Here is a 19,588-nt window from a genome sequence, read left to right on the forward strand (position 1 = left end):
TCTGCTTAATAATTAAGCGTATAATTCGTCTAACAGACTATTGAAAAACACTATGCACTTCGCGTTTTGCCTATATAAACACTTCCCATACTCTGGGCTTTCTCTGGATATGCTGCGTATCGCTAATGAGTGTACCCAGCGTGGTCACAAAGCGACAGTGTTTACTGGCAGCTGGGAGGGCGATGTTCCCGACGGTCTAGAAGTCGTGATCATTAAGCATTTTGGCTTGACCAATCACACGCGCGCGCACACCTTCCACCGTAAGCTTAAACGCTTACTTGCCGAGTACGAGTTTGATGTGGTGGTTGGTTTCAACAAAATCCCCGGTATGGATATCTATTACTGCGGTGATTATTGCTATGTCGGGCGATCCTTTTTAAGGCACTCATTTTTTTATCGATTTACGCCGCGTTTTCTGTATTTTTCCAGTTTCGAGCGCGGTGTGTTTGATGCGTCGTCTAAGACTAATATATTGTCGTTGTCGAATCGTGAGAAGCTGATTTACCAGCAGTATTATCTGACTCAGGATTCCCGCTTCTTGTGCTTGCCGCCAACCCTTGAGAAAGAGCGTTGGGCGAACCTGGCGGACTTGCCTGACCGTCAATCTTTGCGTACCTCGCTGGGTATTAAACAAGACGAAAACTTGGTGTTGCTGATCGGCTCCGGCTTTGCCACCAAGGGTCTTGACCGCGCTATTATTGCGCTGGCAGCACTGCCGGAAGACTTACTTGCTAAAACTAAATTATTTGTGGTTGGGCAAGACAAGATCGATTCGTTCCAGCGTTCCGCTAAACGTCTTGATGTGGCTGACCATATTCACTTTTTAGGTGGCCGTAAAGACGTACCAGCGTTAATGAAAGCCGGCGATATGCTATTGCATCCAGCTTATGCTGAAACCACCGGTGGTGTCTTGCTAGAAGCAATTGTTTCTGGTCTGCCTGTGCTTGCTACACCGGTATGTGGGTATGCCCCGCATATAAAGACCGCGAATGCTGGCTACGTGCTGCGTAAACGTTTCTCACAGGATGAGTTAAACGATAAGTTACAGAAGATGTTGTTGTCGGAACGTAAGGAAGAATGGCGACAAAATGGGTTGAAATACGGTCAGAACCCGAGTTTGTACGTGATGCCTCAGCGCGCGGTCGACTTTATCGAGCAGACGTGCGCTCAGCAGCGCTTGTACCTGCCGAGTCATGAGCGTCAAAAGCGGGACGAGTCGTTGTATATCACGAATGAGTTACGTCAGGCGCTTAAAGGTGAGGACTCGTTTTACCAGATGATGAATATCGATGGTAAGGTCTACCGAGAAGCGTTAGGTCGACGTACGCTTCGTTTTACCCGCGGCGACAAAGACTATTTCTTGAAGATGCACACTGGTGTTGGCTGGGGAGAGATCATCAAGAATATTACTTATCTGCGAGCACCGGTGGTTGGCGCGTTGAATGAATGGCATGGCGTGCATCGCTTAAAAGATTTGGAGATCGACACCATGACGGTCGCGGCCTACGGTATACGCGGTCGTAATCCGGCAACCAAGCATTCGTTTATTGTCACTGAAGCGTTACCAACCGAAACCAGTTTGGAAGATTTTTGTGCCGATTGGAAGTCCAATCCGCCTCGGACCCTCAAGCAAATACGACTCAAGCGCTGGATTCTTAATAAGGTGGTTGAGACTGCGCGCGTGATCCATGAGAACGGGGCTAATCACCGTGATTTCTACTTATGTCATTTTTTGTTGGATGCGCATTTTCAGGCGGATGACATGGTCTCGCCTGAGAGTAAGCTGTATTTAATTGACTTGCATCGTATTCAAATGCGTCGTAAAACGCCTGAACGTTGGGCGGTTAAGGATATTGCTGGCTTGTATTACTCCAGCAAGGATATTGGTTTGACTAAGCGTGACTTGTTGCGGTTTATGAAGCTGTATCGAGGTAAGCCTCTGCGCGAAATATTGCGCACTGAGACGGGGTTTTGGCGCAAGGTAGTAAGTCGTGGCAATAAGCTGTATGAGTCCGAGAAGCGTAAGGCCTTGGTGATGGAGAAGGTGTTGCGACAAAAAGCAAAAGAGCGCCTGTTGGATTCGCTACCTGATGAAACAACTTCTACAAAAACAGCTGACCAGCCTCGTTCGGTTGTCGGTAAGTAAGCTTGATGAACGATCAGGCATGGGCCGAGCAAACGGTGTTGCGATCGGTCGATTGGTTTTCACGTGTTTATGTGAGTCAATCCGACGCGGCGAACTTTCCTACCGACATTGCGGCACTTGAGAGACTGCTCGCGGATACGGCTGATGCTTTAAAGCATGATCGAACCACGACAGTGATGCGAGTGCCTGTGCGTGATGATTGGCTGATACTAAAGCGGTATAACCCACGTAATGCTTGGCATAAAGTGAAGCGTGCACTCCGTCGCTCGCGAGCCCGACGTTGTTGGAATATGAGCTATGCGTTTCAACAGGCTGGTTTAAATGTGGCTCGACCGATCATGATGTGTGAACATCGCTTTGGCCCATTTCGTGGCAATGCCTACTTTGCGAGTGAACTGCTCGACGGTTCGGAGTTGCTGACTGCGCTTCCGCAAATGGATGAAGCCAATCAAGCAAAGGTGAAGCAAGCGCTAGATGATGCCTTCCAGCGGATGCGTTCAGCCAAAATCTCGCACGGTGATTTGAAGGCGAGTAATTTGATTTGGTCGAACAATGCTTTGTATTTTATTGATTTGGACGCGGCCAAGCAGCACTGGACGCTATTTGGCTGGCACCGCAGTCACCGTAAAGATCGACGACGATTTCTAAAGAATTGGCAAGATTCGCCAATGCTGAGTTCGCTCTTCAATAAGTTTTAGGTAATTTTAGTAGTAGCGATATAGTTGAGCTTGAAGTATGCATGATACTGGGATGATCATTCGTTGGAATGCCGATAAGGGATATGGGTTTATTCAAGCCGCAGGCGGCGGCACTCAGGTGTTTGCGCATATCAGTTCATTCACGCATAAACCAGTCTCCCCCGCGATAGGTGATGTGGTGAAGTATCGACTTGGTAAAGATCGTCAAGGCCGAGTATGTGCCAAGAAAATCCAATACGCGAATCGCACCGAGGTTACTTCAAAAAAATCTAAGCGCACAGCTAAGCCAACATCGGGCTCGTTCAAGTATGGTGTATGGATTTGGTTGGTTTTGGGCTATTTCACCGCTGTTATTGGTGCAAATTTGCTTGGTCGTTTGCCGACCCCAGTGCTGCTTTGGATTGTGCTGTTGAGTGTTATTTCGCTGCTATTCTATTGGTCGGATAAGCGTGCGGCAGAGCAAGGTCATTGGCGGACCACAGAGCGCAGTTTGCATGTGCTTTCCCTATTAGGTGGATGGCCTGGGGCATTGCTTGCGCAAAAGATAATTCGTCACAAATCTAGCAAGAAATCATTTCAGTGGGTATTTTGGCTGACGGTTTTAGTCAATGTTGGCGCCGTTGTTTGGATACTGACGGCCTCAGGAAATGCAGTCGTTAAGCAACTCATTACGCAGCTGAGTCGCGTGCTATTTTGATCAATAGCGTGCCGCAAACAGCACGCTATTTTTCTAGAAACTCGATAATTTCGTCGCGTTGCGCCATGGCATCGTTGTAGCCTAGTTCTATTAACTCTTGGCAGAATGTTTTAGTAAACATGAGGTAGCTAATCAGTCTGCGACTGTTTGCCTTCGCCATACCTAGGAAACGTAGCGCGATGCGAAAGCTCTTAGGCAGTTCAAGGAAGTGGTTCATCGCAATATTGGCGATGTCGAGCGAGGGACTGATCACAAGGTGTTCGATTACCTTGAGTGAATCGCCATTCGACGCAGTGCCATCAATTAGCGTGCGATTCATGCGCTCCATTCGTTCTATATCTGACTGCAAGCTATTTAAGAATAAGGTATCGAGTACGTAGCCGGATATTTGACCCAAAGTAGGGCGATATAGTGGCGGTTCGAACTCATTTGAGATGGCCTTGGTGCGCAAACCGATAATCAATATTTTCTCGGCGCCTAAATGCAACGCTGGGCTAATCGGAGAAATTTGTCGCATCGAGCCGTCGCCGAAGTGCTCGTCGCCGAGTTTGACCGATGGAAATAGCACTGGAATCGCTGACGATGCCATTAAGTGCTCGATATTCATCTTTTCTCGCTGGCCTTCTCGGTGATTTCTTAGCCAATTGCTTATCTCAGGTACACCATCATAGAAAGTGGTGGATTCACCGGAGGTGTAGCTACAGGCCGTTAGCGCGTATCCGTGCAAATGGCCACTTTCAATCGCATTGTCGATCCGTTCAAAACTAATGTATTTATTGAGCAGTTCGCGTAGCGGTTGGTTGTCGAGTATTGAGCTAGGGCCTTTATGCCAGGTTCCGGGGCCCAAATTTGACCAAGCCCATTGTGCAATTCGTTTAAATAAGCTCTTTCCATCAGCATAAAAGACTTGGTTTAACTCGAAGTTTGACCAAACTGATATGATCTGATCGACACCGTGATGAAAGTCCTCGGCATTCGAGGCCAGCGCAACCGTATTGATAGAGCCGGCTGATGTGCCACAGATTATTGGGAACGGATTGGGGGCGCCCTCGGGTACTAGCTCGGCAATTGCCTTGAGTACTCCAACTTGATAAGCGGCACGCGCGCCACCGCCGCCCAGAAGTAATGCTGAGCGGCTTTTTTTGACCTCGGTGGTCGGTTCTGAGCTTGCCACCATAACCTTTGATTTACCTAAATTAACTAGCCAATCGCAGGGATTTCATTCCCACGGCGGCCGCGAAGTGGAATGCGCGGGGTTTTTTGTGGTTCGCTTTTACGTTTTTCCAAAGCGACTAATTTAGCAGCCTCGCGTTCCTCTGGGGTTTGCGTCGGCTCAGCTACTTCGGTGGTCTTGCGCGCTTCTTTTGGCACTCGGTTCGGGTTGCCCTTCTCTCGACGTACTCGCTCTTCCGACGTTTCGCTTCGGTTTGAATGCGGTTTGCTCGGACGCGCGCTGCTGTCTTTCTTTGCGCCTCGGCCTTGTCCACCTTTATTGGCGCCGCCTTTGCGATCATCGCGCTTGCGATTCGATCGCAATTTCGACAGGTCTGGTTTTATCGCATCTTTGAACATCAGGTCGGCAATGTCGCGTTCAACCGGGATCGCGTGTTCGATGTATTCCTCAATGTCTACTATGTTCATCGCATAGGTTTCACAGATTAGACTAATCGCAGTGCCGCTGGCACCTGCGCGAGCAGTACGCCCGATGCGGTGGACATAGTCTTCGGCGTCTGTCGGTAAGTCGAAGTTAACAACAAAGTTGACGTCAGGAATATGTAAGCCGCGTGCCGCTACATCGGTAGCGATTAATATATTGCACTCGCCTTCCTTAAAGTTATTCAGTAATTTCTCACGCTTCTTTTGAGGTACATCGCCAGACAGCAGTGCGCATTTAATGTCATTGGCATTGAGCCAGGCTTCGATTTTTTCCGCCATGTGCTTGGTATTAATAAATACCAGGCCTTTGTCATTTGCGGCACGCGCGATAATGCCCATCAATAGCGGGATTTTTTCCTCATTAGATGGCATGTAAGCGATTTCTTCGATACGGTCGGCGGTCATTTCCGATTCAATCTTGACCACTTCAGGTTCGCTCATGTGCTCATAAGCCAATTCAGCAACTCGGTGCGACAAGGTGGCGGAAAATAGCATGTTAAGGCGTTCTTCCGGTGGCGGCATGGCGCGGAATAAGTATCGAATGTCGGCAATAAAGCCTAAATCGAACATGCGATCTGCTTCGTCAAGGATAATGACTTCCAAGGCATCCATCGAAAATACGCCTTGTTTAAAATAGTCGATAATTCGCCCTGGTGTACCAATCAATACATCGACACCGGCTTCGATGTGTGTGCGTTGCTTATCGTAATCAGTGCCGCCGTAGGCAATGCCGAGTTTCAGGTCGGTAAACTTCACCAGTGGCTTGCCATCTTCAAGAATTTGAATAGCTAGTTCGCGCGTGGGAGCCACAATGAGCGCCCGAATTGGATTTTTCTTCTTGGTCTCTTTGCGTTCTGAAGTCAGTAGTTTGTGCAAGCAAGCGATTAGGAACGCGGCGGTTTTGCCGGTGCCCGTCTGCGCTTGTCCGCTAATGTCCTTGCCCTGTAATGCCAGCGGTAGTGTCATCGCCTGAATCGGCGTGCAAAATTCAAAGCCAGTGGAATCAATTCCTTTCTGGACATCAGGGTGAATGGCGAGCTCAGTAAATCGAGTGTCGCTTAAGTGTGTATCAGTCATAGTTGTCAGGTTGTATTCTTGCCTGAGATCGTCGCAGAAGCGCGATCGTTATGTGTATCGTGGCCGAATTTCTCAGTGTTTTCCGCTGTCAGTCATTCACAACCATGTGTGGTGCCTGCATCAGAATAGTTCAAGAGCTTGGATTCACTGTGTTTTCGACAGGAAACCGCGCGGAGGCGAATTCGGAAGTTTTTGTACTTGCAATATACAAAATAATCCGCACACTATACCTCAAGGAAGCTCTGATTTAATCATGAATCGTTAATGCTAGCCGAAAATAATTGATTTCAACGTATTTCCCGCCATTATTTGCTAATGATAGGCTAGGGAACTAAGGGCTGAGGTCGAGTTACGTGGCTGATTAGCAATGATTTTAGGTTAAATCAGAGCTTTCTTTTTTAAATTTAAACAAACAGGCGAATTACATATGTCTCAAAATACTGTAGAAATCACCGATGCGAGCTTCGAATCGGATGTATTACAAGCTGATAAGCCAGTCTTGGTTGACTATTGGGCAGAGTGGTGCGGTCCCTGCAAAATGCTTGCGCCGATTCTAGAAGAAGTGGCAGCTGAGTACGGCGGCAAGTTGACCGTGGCTAAGCTCGATATTGATAGCAATCCAAATACGCCACCAAAATTTGGTATTCGTGGCATTCCTACCTTGATGCTTTTTAAGGAAGGTGATGTGGCGGCGACCAAAGTTGGTGCGATGTCAAAATCTCAACTGACTGCATTTATCGACGAAAATATCTAACACGCGCTGAGTGCACACTGGTCCATTGGGATTTGGTCAGTGTGCGATCATGCTAGATACATGTTGTAGAGCGTTATTCAGGGCGAGTTTTATAGTTAGCTTGCTGCTGGATCCACAACCAAATTTCTAGCGCTGGACACGGTAGTCAATGGCATGATATCGTCTCAGTCGAAGTAAAGGAGATTCGCGACCGTCGGATCCTATTCCCGAAAAAGAATTCCATTATAAACTCGCCGTCGAACACGTCACTCTTGTGGTACTGAGTAGGCGTTGCAGAGATTCGTCAGTGCTTACATTTGTAGACCGGCAATTGCCGAACACTAATGTTTGATTCGGCGGCTTCGTAAGTTACGTTCAATTAACTAAATTTCGTCTGGATTAGCCATTAACTAAACCATCGACCACAACCAACCACCACTCGTGTCTATTCCGTTTCAAGTGCCCTCACAATGCACCACACCAGTGTTAACCTAAGCAATTTTTCCTCATCATGTCAGCATCCTTAACCGATCTAAAGAAAAAAACCGCAACCGAACTCACCGAAATTGGTCGCTCCATGGAGCTTGACGGCCTTGGCCGTATGCGTAAACAAGACCAAATTTTCACTATCCTTAAATCCTTAGCTAAAAAAGGCGAAGATATAGAAGGTGAAGGTGTGGTCGAAATCTTGCAAGATGGCTTCGGCTTCTTGCGTTCAGCGGACAGTTCATACCTGGCTGGTCCCGATGACATCTATGTGAGCCCGAGTCAGATCCGGCGCTTCAATTTGCGCACCGGTGACACAGTGGCTGGCTTAGTTCGACCGCCAAAAGACTCCGAGCGTTATTTTGCGTTACTAAAAGTTGAAACTATTAATGGTTCAACGCCAGAAGAAGCGCGTAATAAAATCTTGTTTGAAAACCTGACCCCATTGCATCCGAATAAGCGCATGAAGCTTGAGCAGGAAAATGGTACGTCAGAAGATTTGACCGGGCGTGTTATCGACTTAATTGCACCGCTTGGCAAGGGTCAGCGTGGCTTAATCGTATCGTCTCCGAAAAGCGGTAAGACGGTAATGTTGCAGCAAATTGCACAAGCGATTACGACCAATAATCCTGATGTCGAGCTCATGGTGTTGTTGATCGATGAGCGGCCAGAGGAAGTGACAGAAATGCAGCGCTCTGTGCGCGGTGAAGTGATTTCTTCAACTTTTGATGAACCAGCAGCGCGCCACGTGCAAGTCGCTGAAATGGTAATCGAGAAAGCCAAACGTTTAGTTGAGCATAAGAAAGATGTAGTCATTTTACTCGACTCAATTACTCGTCTGGCGCGCGCTTACAATACCGTTGCTCCCGCTTCGGGTAAGGTCTTGACTGGTGGTGTAGATGCTAACGCCCTACAACGGCCGAAGCGTTTTTTCGGTGCCGCGCGAAATATCGAAGAAGGTGGAAGTTTAACTATTCTTGCGACTGCGCTGATCGAAACTGGTTCCAAAATGGACGAAGTTATTTACGAAGAGTTTAAAGGCACAGGCAATATGGAAGTGCATTTGGATCGTAAGATTGCTGAAAAGCGTGTCTACCCTTCAATCATTGTTAACCGTTCATCGACGCGTCGAGAAGAGCTGTTGATGGACCCAGAAGAGCTTCAAAAAGTGTGGATTTTGCGTAAGCTATTGCATCCAATGAATGAAATTGAAGCAATCGAATTTTTGCTAGATAAGCTTAAAGCGACTAAAGCAAATTCGGAGTTCTTTGGGTCAATGAAGCGCTAGAACGCGATTTATTCTCGGCTAGCGTTATCCTGCTTGGAGAGCGCTAGCGGCAGCCAGTTCGGTGAATGATTTAGCGAGCTGGCTTGATCGGGTGGTGTTCCGCGTTAGGCTTCTAGGTATCGCAGGCTTGTTCGACCATTTGTAGCATCGACTGATGTGCTGGATCGCTTAAGCTTTGCTTAACTGGATTGGATCGCGGATGACAATGCATCTCCATTGGCATGGATAATGGCTCGATTGAGATCGTAACCCGACCACTTGCATCTACGTCGCCGACGGCGATTTTGGAATAGTCGCTGTTGGTTATCAGGTCTTGGTGCCCGAGTCCTTGGCCGACGATTATATTGTCGATGCCATCAATATTTCGTTGATCGTAAATATGGATATGACCGCTCAACAGCGTGTCGATATTTAACTCTTTGAGTTGCTCGATTAGCCACTGCTTTTCACCTTCGCTACCCATGTCATGATGACGTTCGGGGTCTGGGTCATATAACGGGCAATGTGTATAGGCGATAGTGTTCTCGACTGTCGCTGAATTCTTTAGCCGCTCAAACGTTTTTCCGCGCGCACCTGAACCATACGGTAGAAAATTTGCGGCGGTGTCGATATTGACAAAGCGGGTATTGCCCAGCGTAAAGGCATGATTGAGTGGGCCGATTTCACGAGTGAAGGTGTCGTAAATAGCACCATCTTCGTGGAAGTCATGATTGCCAATGCTCACGTAAATTGGAATTTCACTATTGCTGAATTGATCTATCGAGCTTTGGTAGTCGCCTGCTTGGTAATTGAAGTCGCCTAAATGCAGGAGGAATAGCGCATCAAGTTGTTTAGCGCGATCTAAGCACCAAGCGAGTTCTTGGCCGCCGCCAGTGTCGCCAATGCAGGCAAACCGATATGTGTCGATGTTAGGCATTTGCCAGGCCAAAGTCAGTGGTTCATTAGCGATCAAATCGAGTTCAAGGACACGCGTTATTTTGCTAACGGCTTCAGTCAGTATGCGGCTCGGATCGTTGCTGCTGAGCGTGGCTTCGAAAGCGATATTGTTAACTTCGAGGCTGATTTTCTGATTAGTGCTAGGCTGAATAGTGAGCGTCGGCTCTGGTGCATAAGCACGCAGTCTTACGTCGGTGCTACTTTGTGCTTTAGTCTGAATAAAATTGTTGCCCTGCGCGGTGATCTGGTCAGAGAAGTCAAAGCTGGTGCTTGGCTCTTGTGGATCCCAGTGTAATGTCGGCAGGCGGATCCCGCGATAGACGCTGTACCCCATAAAGCCACCGCCTACGGCCATGATGCCAAGCAAAAAGTTTCGTCGAGTTTTTTCCATGATCACATTCTATGGTCAGTCACGTGAAGTTTTGAAGATATAGACCGCGCGGCCCTCAACGCCTTTAAATATCTTAATAGGCCTACCGTATTGATAGGCTAGCGTTTGTCGGAAGTCGTCTTCGAGCTTGCTTTTAGGGTTAACCGACAAGGCTACGTACTTATATTGGCGCAGTTGATTTGAGTCCATTAGGGCGCGTAGATGGACGTTGCTGTAATTGGTCATCATGTTGGCCATGACATCGTCTTTGGCGTAATAGACCATTAGGCGATCATTGCTAAAGTAGCTATCGTCGTTAGGAAATTCAGTTTTAAGCCAGGCGGCTGCTTCCTTAATATGAATTTTCTTGGTGGAAACGTTTAGGCCTTCCAGCGACACCGCGGCAAGCAGCCCTAATACCAGCACGACGGCAGCGCGCTTTGCTAGTGATGTGGTACTAAATGAGCCAATGAGCCGGTCAATTACGAATGGGGCTAGAATCAGTAGAGTCAGTGCGGTCGCCATGGTGTAGCGGCTGACTAAGAAGTTGTTGTAGACGCTGAAACAAACTAGTACGAGAAAATTAGTAGCAACATAGACAATCCAAATGCGCTTCACAAAGCGGTTGTTGAAACCAATGTTTTTCCAATATGCATACACCGCGAATATGAAAAAGAACACGGCCATACGGCGCACTAATTCATAGCCAACTATGCCGACATTTGCTGCAAACACGCCAGCGTAGTTGGCCAGGGTCAGCTGTTCGCCCCCGAGTTGATTCTTGGTGTTGGCTAGAAAGAGATCCAATACGTTGTGAATATCTTTGCCTGAATTCTGAGCTACTTCGATCATTGCAGCGTATTTGTCATTGACGTACCAAGTCATTAAAACGCCGCAGAGCGACACAATAACAACTGACAAGACCCAAAGTAATACGCGACGGTGCGGTACACGCTCTGTGCTGAATAGTAGTAAAAAATAAGGCGCGATTAATAGGAAAGCGATGCCTTCAAACCGGAATAGGCAACTCAGGCCGGCAAATGCCAGCCAGCCAATTAAGTGACCTTTATTGAGTGTGCTGCAAAATCGAAAAATGAAGAAGAGAGACCACAAATAGCAGCTTAAATAGCCGAAGTCTCGAATTATAAAAGAACGGTATTTGGTAATGCTGGGGAAGAATAGAATCACCACCATAGCAATGATAATCACGCGACGGTTGTTGTGTGACAGTTCGCCAACAATACAAACAAACGCTAGCGTGAGTGAGGTGATTAGTAGGGTATTGAGTAAGTATGCTGCGGATTCGATACCTAGGTGGAATGTCTTGGCCAAGCCGGCAATAAACGCGGAATAGTAAGGCCAGCTGTAATAGTCGAAAGCATGCGACCATTCACCGTTCAGCATTAATTTGGCAATCGCTAAATAGGTAATGCCATCATTGTTGATTACTGGATCTAGATACACGCACCACGCTGACAGCGCAATATTTGCTAGCACCATGAAGAGCACTAAAAGCGGTCGGTCGCGATATAGCTGATACATTTATTTACTATTTAGCGGTGGTGAGTGCGGGGCGGCTGGTAACGCAAAATACGGCTAACCGCGAGTTCGGCTGGCGGCTTGGTGATTGACGGGTGCTTCTTGGCTTAGCGTGTGCATTGAAGGTTTGTCTCACCGAAATTTATTTAATAGTTATTGTATTGAATTGGCGCTTGCCAACTCTTAAATAGCGCTCAAAAATCGATTTTTGAGCAATTTGGGCTCGTCGAAGATTGTGTTTTTGGCTTAGGTCATGACCGACCTATACAGTCGCCGCGATCAGCAATAAATAGTATCATAGAACGGCAATTTACAACCAGTATCCAGTATGTGGTTTTGGTATCAAAGGTAGATGGATTTATGAAACAAATTCTTGTGACAGGCGGTGCAGGCTATATCGGAAGTCATACCGTAGTTGCTTTGTATGAGGCCGGTTTTCAGCCGATTATTGTCGACAATCTTTCGAACAGTAAGGTTGTGGTGATTGATCGCATTGAGCAAATAACTGGGCAGCGACCGATTTTCTATCAGTTTGATCTGCGTGATGGTGCGCAGCTCGATCAATTGTTTAAGCGACATAATATTGATGCTGTTATTCATTTTGCCGGTCTGAAAGCGGTGGGCGAGTCAGTCGAGCAACCGCTGCGGTACTATCAGTGCAATCTGGAAGGCGCGCTAAGCCTGTTTCACGTGATGGCTAAGCATGCGTGTCATCGCCTGGTGTTCAGTTCTTCGGCATCGGTCTACGGTGACCCAGTCGCTGTGCCGATACCTGAAACCGCACCGTTGCAGCCCACCAATCCCTACGCGCGTAGTAAGCGTATGATTGAAGAGTTTCTCGGAGATTTGTGTGTGGCTAGCCCTGAATGGAGTGTGTCGCTACTTCGGTATTTTAATCCGGTTGCAGCGCATCCGAGTGGCCTGATTGGCGAGGACCCGAACGGGCCGCCGAACAATCTATTGCCCTATATCGCGCAGGTTGGTGTGGGTCGCCGCGAGTTTGTTTCGGTATTCGGTGACGACTATGACACGCGTGACGGGACTGGCGTTAGGGATTATATTCATGTGCTTGACTTGGTCGAAGCTCATATTAAAGCGCTTGCCTTTATTAAGCATGAGCCCGGTTGCCATATCCATAATGTTGGTACCGGAATTGGGTATTCTGTGCTGGAAATGATTGCGGCGTTTGAAATTGCTAGTGGCGTTGCTATTCCGTATCGAATGGAGTCGCGTAGAGCGGGCGATGTGGCAACTTGCTTTGCTGACCCGAGCCTAAGTAAGACGCAATTAGCTTGGGAGGCCCGACACGATTTGGCTGCGATGATGCGTGATCATTGGCGTTGGCAGTCAGAAAATCCAGCAGGCTATGTTTAGAGTTATTGCGAGCGAGGCTGTATGCTCGTTTTACTGTGATTGCTGTTAGCGTTTCAGGGTGAATTTGCCACAGCCAATTGCGTGTGGATTGATATGCCGATATCAGACTTTAGTCTGAACAAAAAAATAAACGCCAGACTGGTCTGGCGTTTACAATAAAACGTAGGGTGTAGGGTAATTCAAAGAGTGGTGAGAAAGGCCATAATGCGCATGTCCTTAAAACTCTTTAATACAGAATTAAACTTGATTCTGGTTAAGCAAATAAATCATCATAAGATACTGTTTATGATGATTTAATTCCCAATTATTACTTTAAGAATAAGCGATGACAAGGGTTCGTCGAGGCGACAATAATGCTCAAGAATATAATTGAGAGATGAAAAAATTGAACAAAGAAGTCGCGTAGAAACCGCGGTTGGGTTTTGGGTTGGGTAGGGGCCGCGGTTACTGCGCAACCTCAATGTTCAGACTTTAGTCTAACTGAGAGAGGGAATTGGAATCAAGCGTTAAAGTGAAAAAAACCAATTGGGATTACAGTTTTTTATGCATATTGTTGATATGCACTATTAGTGGCTGGTTATTCCTCGAAACTGAGCTTTGTTATTCGTTCACATTGATGATTTGAGTAGAACGCTCTAGGCAAAATAGCGCTAGTAGCGTCTTAACTGTCATCATGCGGGATAGTGTTGTTTTGTATAGGGTCTGAGTCAGAATTCTCTGCTCGACTATTGAAAAACCAATGCGATACCCAGCCAAGTAAAAAGGCAAGTAAAAGCCAAAGCCATATTTGAAAGAATAGATATTCCATAAGGTTTTCCTCGTTTTCTTCGCTAGTTAACTAAACGTAGTTCGATGCGACGATTCTTAGCACGACCGGCTTCGCTGGTGTTGTCGCTTATCGGTTCGTTGGGGCCGGCTCCGACCGCTGAGAAGCGTGCGACATCCAGGCCTTGCTCGACTAAGAAATCAATGACTGCTTGTGCGCGATCTTTGCTCAGCAACATATTAGTTTCCAAATTGCCCTTGGAATCAGTATGTCCGACGACTTGAAGCTTAGCGTTTTGGCAACGCTCAACTTTGCGGCTGAGTGTTTTTAGCAGTTCGAAACTCGATTCCTCAATGACGGTGCTACCGCTATTGAATCCGATATTTTGTTCTTCAGAGAGTGTGTTTATGAGTTCTTGGCAAAAGTCCCTTGGTGTCACCACGGTAAGTTGGTTCGCCACTGGGCCGTTAAACGCCGTTTTGAGTGTGGCAAACAGGGTGTTTTTGCTGGGTTGGTCATCGACGTGCCCACGCATAAGTAATTTTGAATCGGCTAACTCGATGGTGACGTGGTCAAGTTTGTTTGAGTAGTCAGCCAGTGCGGCCAGCAGGTCTTTGAGCTTCACTAATTGCCCGACGTGTTCCGAACTCAGTAGCTCTGAGCTGATTTTTCTTGATGGAAAGAGCTCCTTAGCTGTCGCTATCGCGTGTTTAATTTCGGTTTGGCTGGCTAAGGTGCCGCGCAGTTCGACACCTTGGTCTGAGAAGGTGAGTCGCAAATCGGGTGCGGCCTTGGCAACGCTTACTTCAGCACTCAACGTGAGCGACTCTACGCCTCGAACTGACTTGATGATTTGTGTGGCGCGGTCGACCTCGGTCTGATTGTTTGGTTCGCCAGTCAATAAAACATTTCGTCCGCGACTGTAGGTTTCGACATGCGCCCAATTTAGTCCTTCCGATGCCAGTCGAGTGTTGGCTCGGTTTGCGATATCGGTTTCGATGTCCCGCCATTCAACGCCAGCAACCAATACGAGGAGCACGAGTGGTACACCGATGACTGCCCAAATGCCTGTCGGATAAAACAAAGAGCGGTAATTGATACGTTCCTCCTCGCGAATATTGACGACTAAAAAAGTGCTGCGTTCAGTAACTCAACGTTTAAGGCTTGATGGTTTCGAACTCAGTTAGGACTATGCAGTATCGCAAACGCAGGATTAAAATTCTAGCGCTGAAATGCCGTGAAAACGCGCAGTGTTGCAAGTCTAAGATGAGTGGCAGTCGAGCCGTACTGAATCGGTGTTTTAGATTGAACCGAAATTGAGTCAGCGCTTGGATCTACTTGACCAAAGTTTTCTCGAAAAACACGCTGCCATTCAAACTGCCGGTTAGTCGATCGCCAGCGCTGAGTGGACCAACCCCCGCGGGAGTGCCGGTTAGCACTACGTCGCCTGGTTCCAATGTGAAGACATTGGCAATCTCTTCTAATAGAGCTGGGATCGGCGACAGCATTAGCGCGCTATTGCTAAACTGTTGCTGCTTTCCGTTGAGCTGCAGTTCTAAGGTCAAATCGTCATAAGCAAGCGACGGGTCTGGGCGAACAAAAGCGGATAAAGCGCAGCTGCCATCAAATGCTTTGGCACGCTCCCACGGTAAACCTGCTTGTTTGAGTGAGGATTGGAGATCGCGTAATGTCAGGTCTATACCGAGGCCGATGCCGACAATCGCGTTCATTGGGTCGGGCGTCTGGCTGGTTACTTGTGTGCCAATCAATAATGCTATTTCAAGCTCGTGATGGAGGCTGCCCAAGTGTGTTAAATGACTCACTGCGATGGTTTCACCGGCATCACACAATGCAGTGCTCGGCTTGATAAACAACACTGGCTGGCTAGGCGTTGACGAGTTCATTTCTTTGATGTGGTCTGCGTAGTTTTTACCGATACAGACTACTTTGCCGTTGGGTAAGCCGCAGGCAGTTCCTTCTTTCCATTTGTGGGAGTAAGTGCTCATTGGCTTATACGTCGACTTGTGCGGGTAGTAATTGTTTGAAAAAGGCCGTTAGAGATGCCTCACCACCGTGTTCCCAGGCTTTCAATGCGGCAGTGCCGATTACCGCAATATCAGCATGAGCGCCAATAAATTCCACGTCCGCTGCGGTGCTTACGCCAAAGCCAACTGCGAGCGGTAGCGTGGTGAATTGGCGGCAACGATCAATGAAATCAGAAACAGAGTGATTCATGTCGGTATTGGAGCCTGTTACGCCTTTGCGTGCGACTGTGTAAATAAACCCGTCTGCGCTTTGCGCCAGTTCATCAAGGCGTGCGTCGCTATTGGTCGGTGTCATGAGCAGAATTGGAGCTAAGCCTAATTGTTTGGCGATGCTATGCAGTTCGCCAGCCTCGTCGACGGGTAAATCAGGCAAGATAAAGCCAACCGCGCCAGCTGCTTTTAGGCGTTCTAAAAATTGCTGCTGGCCAGTTTTGAATACTGTGTTGTAGTACCCCATCATCACCACTTTAAATGAAAAGTGGGCGGTTACCTTTTGCATGAATTCAAAGCAATCGTCAACGTGTACTCCGTTGAGAATTGCCTCTTGATTGGCTTTAACAAACAGTGGGCCATCTGCCGATGGTTCGGAAAACGGAAACTGTAGTTCAACTAAGTCCACTCCGAACGACTGCATGACTTCTAATGCTTTCCAGTTGTCTTCGAACGATGGGTAGCCACACACGACGTGTGTCATGATCATCGCTGGACGATCACTGTTAGCCAGCGCTGACTTGCGCTCTAATAAATAATTATTCAGGTCCATATTCGTCGGATTTTTGTCTAATAAATGATTTCCAGTGCTCGTCGCCTAGGGCATCAGCAATGGTGAAAATGTCTTTGTCGCCGCGACCAGACATATTGATTAGGATTACCTCGTCTTTGGCCATTTGTTCCGCTTCGAGAATGGCCTGAGCAAATCCGTGTGAGCTTTCTAAGGCTGGAATCAGGCCCTCGGTGCGCATCGTCAGCTTTAAGGCCTCGGTGACTTGGGCGTCGGTAACGGCTTCGAAGCGCACTCTATTTTGTTCCCACAGATGCACCAAGACTGGGTTGACCCCAATGTAGTCGAGGCCGGCAGCCACAGAATGCGTGTGCAACATATTGCCATCGTCGTTTTGTAAGAAATAGGTCTTCATGCCTTGTGCTACGCCGACTGTTGCATCTTTATAGGCTAGGCGTGCTGCGTGATTACCTTTGCCTGGGCCAAAGCCGCCAGCTTCACAGCCGATTAATTGCGTATCTTGGTCATCCATAAAGCCTTGAAATAATCCGATCGCGTTAGAGCCGCCACCAACACAGGCGAAGATTCGGTCGGGAAGTTTGCCAGCCGCTTGAATGATTTGCTCGCGGGCTTCTCGACCAATGATCGATTGAAACCAGCTGACCATCTCTGGGAACGGATGCGGGCCGCATGCAGTGCCAAGCACATAATGGGTATCGTCCATATTGGTGACCCAGTCACGCAAGCATTCGTTGATGGCATCTTTAAGTGTTTGTTGCCCATCCGTGACCGCAACCACCTCGGACCCCATGTTTTCCATCCAGAACACATTGGGCCGCTGGCGAGCGACATCTACTGCGCCCATATATATCTTGCTCTTGAAGCCAAAGCGGGCCGCCATAGTTGCGGTCGCATAGCCATGCTGTCCGGCGCCGGTCTCGGCTATCACACGGGTTTTCCCCATCCGTTTTACTAGCAATCCTTGGCCCATCACGTTATTGATTTTGTGCGAACCGGTATGATTCAGGTCTTCGCGCTTTACGTAGATCTGTGCACCACCGAGCTGGTTCGAAAGATTGGCTAAGTGGGTTACCGGAGTGGGCCGACCAGAGTAGGACTGCATTAGCTCGATGAATTCTTGCCAGAACGTTGGGTCATCTTTGGCTTTACGAAACTCAATTTTGAGTTCTTCGATTGTGCTATGCAGTATTTCTGGCAAGAACGTGCCGCCATACTCGCCGTAGTAGCCTTCGCGGCCCGCGCTGAAATTAAATAAATCCATGCTAATGAGTGACTGGTAGGTAGGCAGGTATCGTATCATCCAGCGTACGGTGAAACCAGTTAAACACTAGTGTTCGCCGCGCATTGTATAATTCAATTTGCCAAGCCTAATTAGGTTGGTTAGAGCGCTAATATTATCGCACTGGTTAGAAATTCACGTGGACACAATTACCCTTACTAAGATTATTTCAGCATTAATTTATCCTACAGGGTTGATGGCGACATCATTTGTCGGGTGGGCGCTTTCGAGGAAGTTGGGTTGGCGGCGGATGGCGCGGGTATTCGGTGTGCTGTGTGTCACGGTCTTTTTGTTGGCGTCTAATCCGCGTGTCGCGGCATGGCTCGCCTCCAGTTTAGAGCAGCAGTACCCGCAGAATCGGCTCGAAGATATCGCAGAACACGACGCTATTATTGTGCTTGGAGGTGGTTTAAGGATCCCGTTGCCACCAGCGCAGCATACGCAGTTGGGGCATGGGAGCGATCGGTTTTGGTATGCTGCTCGTTTGTATAAGGCGAATAAGGCGCGCTACATTATTGTAGCTGGAGGTAACGTTTTTGAGCAGCCGGGTATGCATGGCGAGGCGTATTATGCCAAGCAGCTGTTTACAGAATGGGGCGTGCCTGGCGAGGCTATATTGCTCGAGGATCAGAGTCGCACGACCGCGGAAAATAGTCAGGCTATGAGAACGCTGCTCGACGATCAGAAGGTTGAATCGGCGTTATTAGTGACCTCGGCTTTACACATGCCGCGTGCGTACGACTTATTTAAACCGCTTGATATTGCGATCACGCCGGCTTCGGCAGATGTACTAATTCGTGATGCGCAATGGCCTGGCGTGCTGGATTGGATTCCGTCGGCGTCGGCGCTACAGCTTTCGACTGTGGCGTTACATGAGTACTACGGCGCATGGTTTAATCACATTTCAAGCGCGTTAAAGGCTTTGATCGCTAAAGGTTCGTGAGTCTCGTGTACTACGCTGGCGATTAAGGTATCGCTCAGCGCCAATTGGTATTGTCGCCATGCGCGATCATCGGGGCCAAAAAATAATAACTCTGGGTGATCTCCGCTGCATAGGTCCTGTTCATTCATTTTAAAGTTGATGCCCTTGCCAGTGGCTTTGCCAAAGGCTTCTTTGCGGGTCCATATGGCTAAAAATCTGCGCACACAAAATGAACCATTAGAATTCACGTACTCGAGTTCTGGCGCAGTAAAGCGGCTTTGTGCAATGGCTTGAAAGTTGTTGCGACGATTGGTGTTCTCGATGTCGATGCCTACCGCGTGTTGTCGACTAAAGGCGAAGACGCCGTGCCGGCGTTTGATGTCTCGCGTATCGGTAAAGTTAAAATGCAGGTCGTTGTGTCGATTACTTAGGTACGGTTTGTTGAGGCGGGTATAGCTTAATTGTACCGCGTGGGCTTCGATGCCAGTATACGCGCCAAGTAAGGTCAATAAATAGTAGCGCCCAGCAAGGTAGGCATGTTGTGCATCAGCGCCTTGGCGGCGCAAATATCGATCACGTTGAATGTCGCTTAACAGCGTCTTGGCCGCCGTTTGCTGCGCCTCGGTTAACTCGAGCGGTAGCCACCATACGTGTAACTCCCCGAGGTCGAGTGTCGGCATCGATACCAATGACGCCGTTTGCCAAGCTGGGGTAAAGCCGATTGATTCTGTCATTAGGTGAAAATCTATAAGTTTTCTAGCAAGAAAACGCTGCTATGGTGGGTCTTGTACATTGATCTGATCGAAGCGGTGTAAACTAAGCTTAGATCAACAC

16 protein-coding genes and 1 pseudogene are annotated in these 19,588 nt (G+C 48.1%); 7 read left to right on the forward strand and 10 right to left on the reverse strand.

From position 1 onward, the window contains the following. Positions 1-52 precede the first annotated feature (52 nt). Genes rfaP through DFR28_RS16445 form a run of 3 tightly spaced genes read left to right on the forward strand, consistent with a single transcriptional unit; the run spans position 53 to position 3,541 of the window. A complete protein-coding gene (rfaP, locus tag DFR28_RS16435; RefSeq protein ID WP_113955474.1) occupies positions 53-2,146 on the forward strand; it encodes a lipopolysaccharide core heptose(I) kinase RfaP in 2,094 nt (697 codons plus the stop codon). 5 nt (positions 2,147-2,151) lie between these two features. Next, a complete protein-coding gene (locus DFR28_RS16440) occupies positions 2,152-2,844 on the forward strand; it encodes a lipopolysaccharide kinase InaA family protein (RefSeq protein ID WP_113955475.1) in 693 nt (230 codons plus the stop codon). A gap of 37 nt (positions 2,845-2,881) precedes the next feature. Beyond that, on the forward strand, positions 2,882-3,541 hold the full coding sequence (locus DFR28_RS16445) for a DUF1294 domain-containing protein (protein ID WP_113955476.1): 660 nt from the start codon (positions 2,882-2,884) through the stop codon (positions 3,539-3,541). Between the two features lie 25 nt (positions 3,542-3,566). On the opposite strand, the gene DFR28_RS16450 is transcribed toward DFR28_RS16445, so the two are convergent. Together DFR28_RS16450 and rhlB are read right to left on the reverse strand one after the other, a co-directional pair. Further along, positions 3,567-4,718: a patatin-like phospholipase family protein gene (locus tag DFR28_RS16450; RefSeq protein WP_113955477.1), complete on the reverse strand. Its 1,152-nt coding sequence runs from the start codon at positions 4,716-4,718 to the stop codon at positions 3,567-3,569. A gap of 248 nt (positions 4,719-4,966) precedes the next feature. After that, a pseudogene (rhlB, locus tag DFR28_RS16455) lies at positions 4,967-6,274 on the reverse strand (ATP-dependent RNA helicase RhlB); the annotation flags it as partial. A 427-nt stretch (positions 6,275-6,701) separates the two neighbouring features. Here rhlB and trxA point away from each other — a divergent pair. Further along, positions 6,702-7,028, forward strand: a complete 327-nt coding sequence (trxA, locus tag DFR28_RS16460; RefSeq protein ID WP_113955479.1) for a thioredoxin TrxA — start codon at positions 6,702-6,704, stop codon at positions 7,026-7,028. Between the two features lie 490 nt (positions 7,029-7,518). Next, positions 7,519-8,781: a transcription termination factor Rho gene (gene rho / locus DFR28_RS16465; RefSeq protein WP_113955480.1), complete on the forward strand. Its 1,263-nt coding sequence runs from the start codon at positions 7,519-7,521 to the stop codon at positions 8,779-8,781. Positions 8,782-8,893: 112 nt separating this feature from the next. On the opposite strand, the gene DFR28_RS16470 is transcribed toward rho, so the two are convergent. Together DFR28_RS16470 and DFR28_RS16475 are read right to left on the reverse strand one after the other, a co-directional pair. After that, a complete protein-coding gene (locus tag DFR28_RS16470) occupies positions 8,894-10,108 on the reverse strand; it encodes a metallophosphoesterase family protein (protein ID WP_113955481.1) in 1,215 nt (404 codons plus the stop codon). Positions 10,109-10,123: 15 nt separating this feature from the next. Next, positions 10,124-11,629 (reverse strand): hypothetical protein, encoded by a 1,506-nt coding sequence (locus tag DFR28_RS16475; protein WP_113955482.1) that lies wholly within the window; start codon positions 11,627-11,629, stop codon positions 10,124-10,126. Positions 11,630-11,986: 357 nt separating this feature from the next. On the opposite strand from DFR28_RS16475, the gene galE reads away from it, so the two are divergent. After that, the gene (galE, locus tag DFR28_RS16480) at positions 11,987-13,000 is read left to right on the forward strand and encodes a UDP-glucose 4-epimerase GalE (protein WP_113955483.1); all 1,014 of its coding nucleotides are present in this window, start codon (positions 11,987-11,989) and stop codon (positions 12,998-13,000) included. 661 nt (positions 13,001-13,661) lie between these two features. On the opposite strand, the gene DFR28_RS19745 is transcribed toward galE, so the two are convergent. The 5 genes from DFR28_RS19745 to trpB all read right to left on the reverse strand — a co-directional run bounded on the left by DFR28_RS19745 (position 13,662) and on the right by trpB (position 17,814). After that, on the reverse strand, positions 13,662-13,808 hold the full coding sequence (locus tag DFR28_RS19745; protein ID WP_170132149.1) for a hypothetical protein: 147 nt from the start codon (positions 13,806-13,808) through the stop codon (positions 13,662-13,664). 22 nt (positions 13,809-13,830) lie between these two features. Beyond that, entirely contained in the window at positions 13,831-14,805 is a 975-nt protein-coding gene (locus DFR28_RS16485) for an OmpA family protein (RefSeq protein WP_147251039.1), read from the reverse strand. A gap of 295 nt (positions 14,806-15,100) precedes the next feature. Next, on the reverse strand, positions 15,101-15,772 hold the full coding sequence (locus DFR28_RS16490; RefSeq protein WP_113955485.1) for a fumarylacetoacetate hydrolase family protein: 672 nt from the start codon (positions 15,770-15,772) through the stop codon (positions 15,101-15,103). 4 nt (positions 15,773-15,776) lie between these two features. Then, on the reverse strand, positions 15,777-16,574 hold the full coding sequence (trpA, locus tag DFR28_RS16495; RefSeq protein ID WP_113955486.1) for a tryptophan synthase subunit alpha: 798 nt from the start codon (positions 16,572-16,574) through the stop codon (positions 15,777-15,779). Beyond that, positions 16,561-17,814, reverse strand: coding sequence for a tryptophan synthase subunit beta (trpB, locus tag DFR28_RS16500; protein ID WP_113955487.1), 1,254 nt, complete (start codon positions 17,812-17,814; stop codon positions 16,561-16,563). The genes trpA and trpB overlap by 14 nt, the downstream gene beginning before the upstream one ends. A 157-nt stretch (positions 17,815-17,971) precedes the next feature. On the opposite strand from trpB, the gene DFR28_RS16505 reads away from it, so the two are divergent. After that, the gene (locus DFR28_RS16505; protein ID WP_147251040.1) at positions 17,972-18,775 is read left to right on the forward strand and encodes a YdcF family protein; all 804 of its coding nucleotides are present in this window, start codon (positions 17,972-17,974) and stop codon (positions 18,773-18,775) included. Here DFR28_RS16505 and DFR28_RS16510 read toward each other — a convergent pair. Continuing rightward, positions 18,730-19,488 (reverse strand): 4'-phosphopantetheinyl transferase family protein, encoded by a 759-nt coding sequence (locus DFR28_RS16510; protein ID WP_113955489.1) that lies wholly within the window; start codon positions 19,486-19,488, stop codon positions 18,730-18,732. The genes DFR28_RS16505 and DFR28_RS16510 overlap by 46 nt on opposite strands. Positions 19,489-19,588 lie beyond the last annotated feature (100 nt).

The sequence above is a fragment of the Arenicella xantha genome, assembly GCF_003315245.1.
Lineage (GTDB): Bacteria > Pseudomonadota > Gammaproteobacteria > Arenicellales > Arenicellaceae > Arenicella > Arenicella xantha.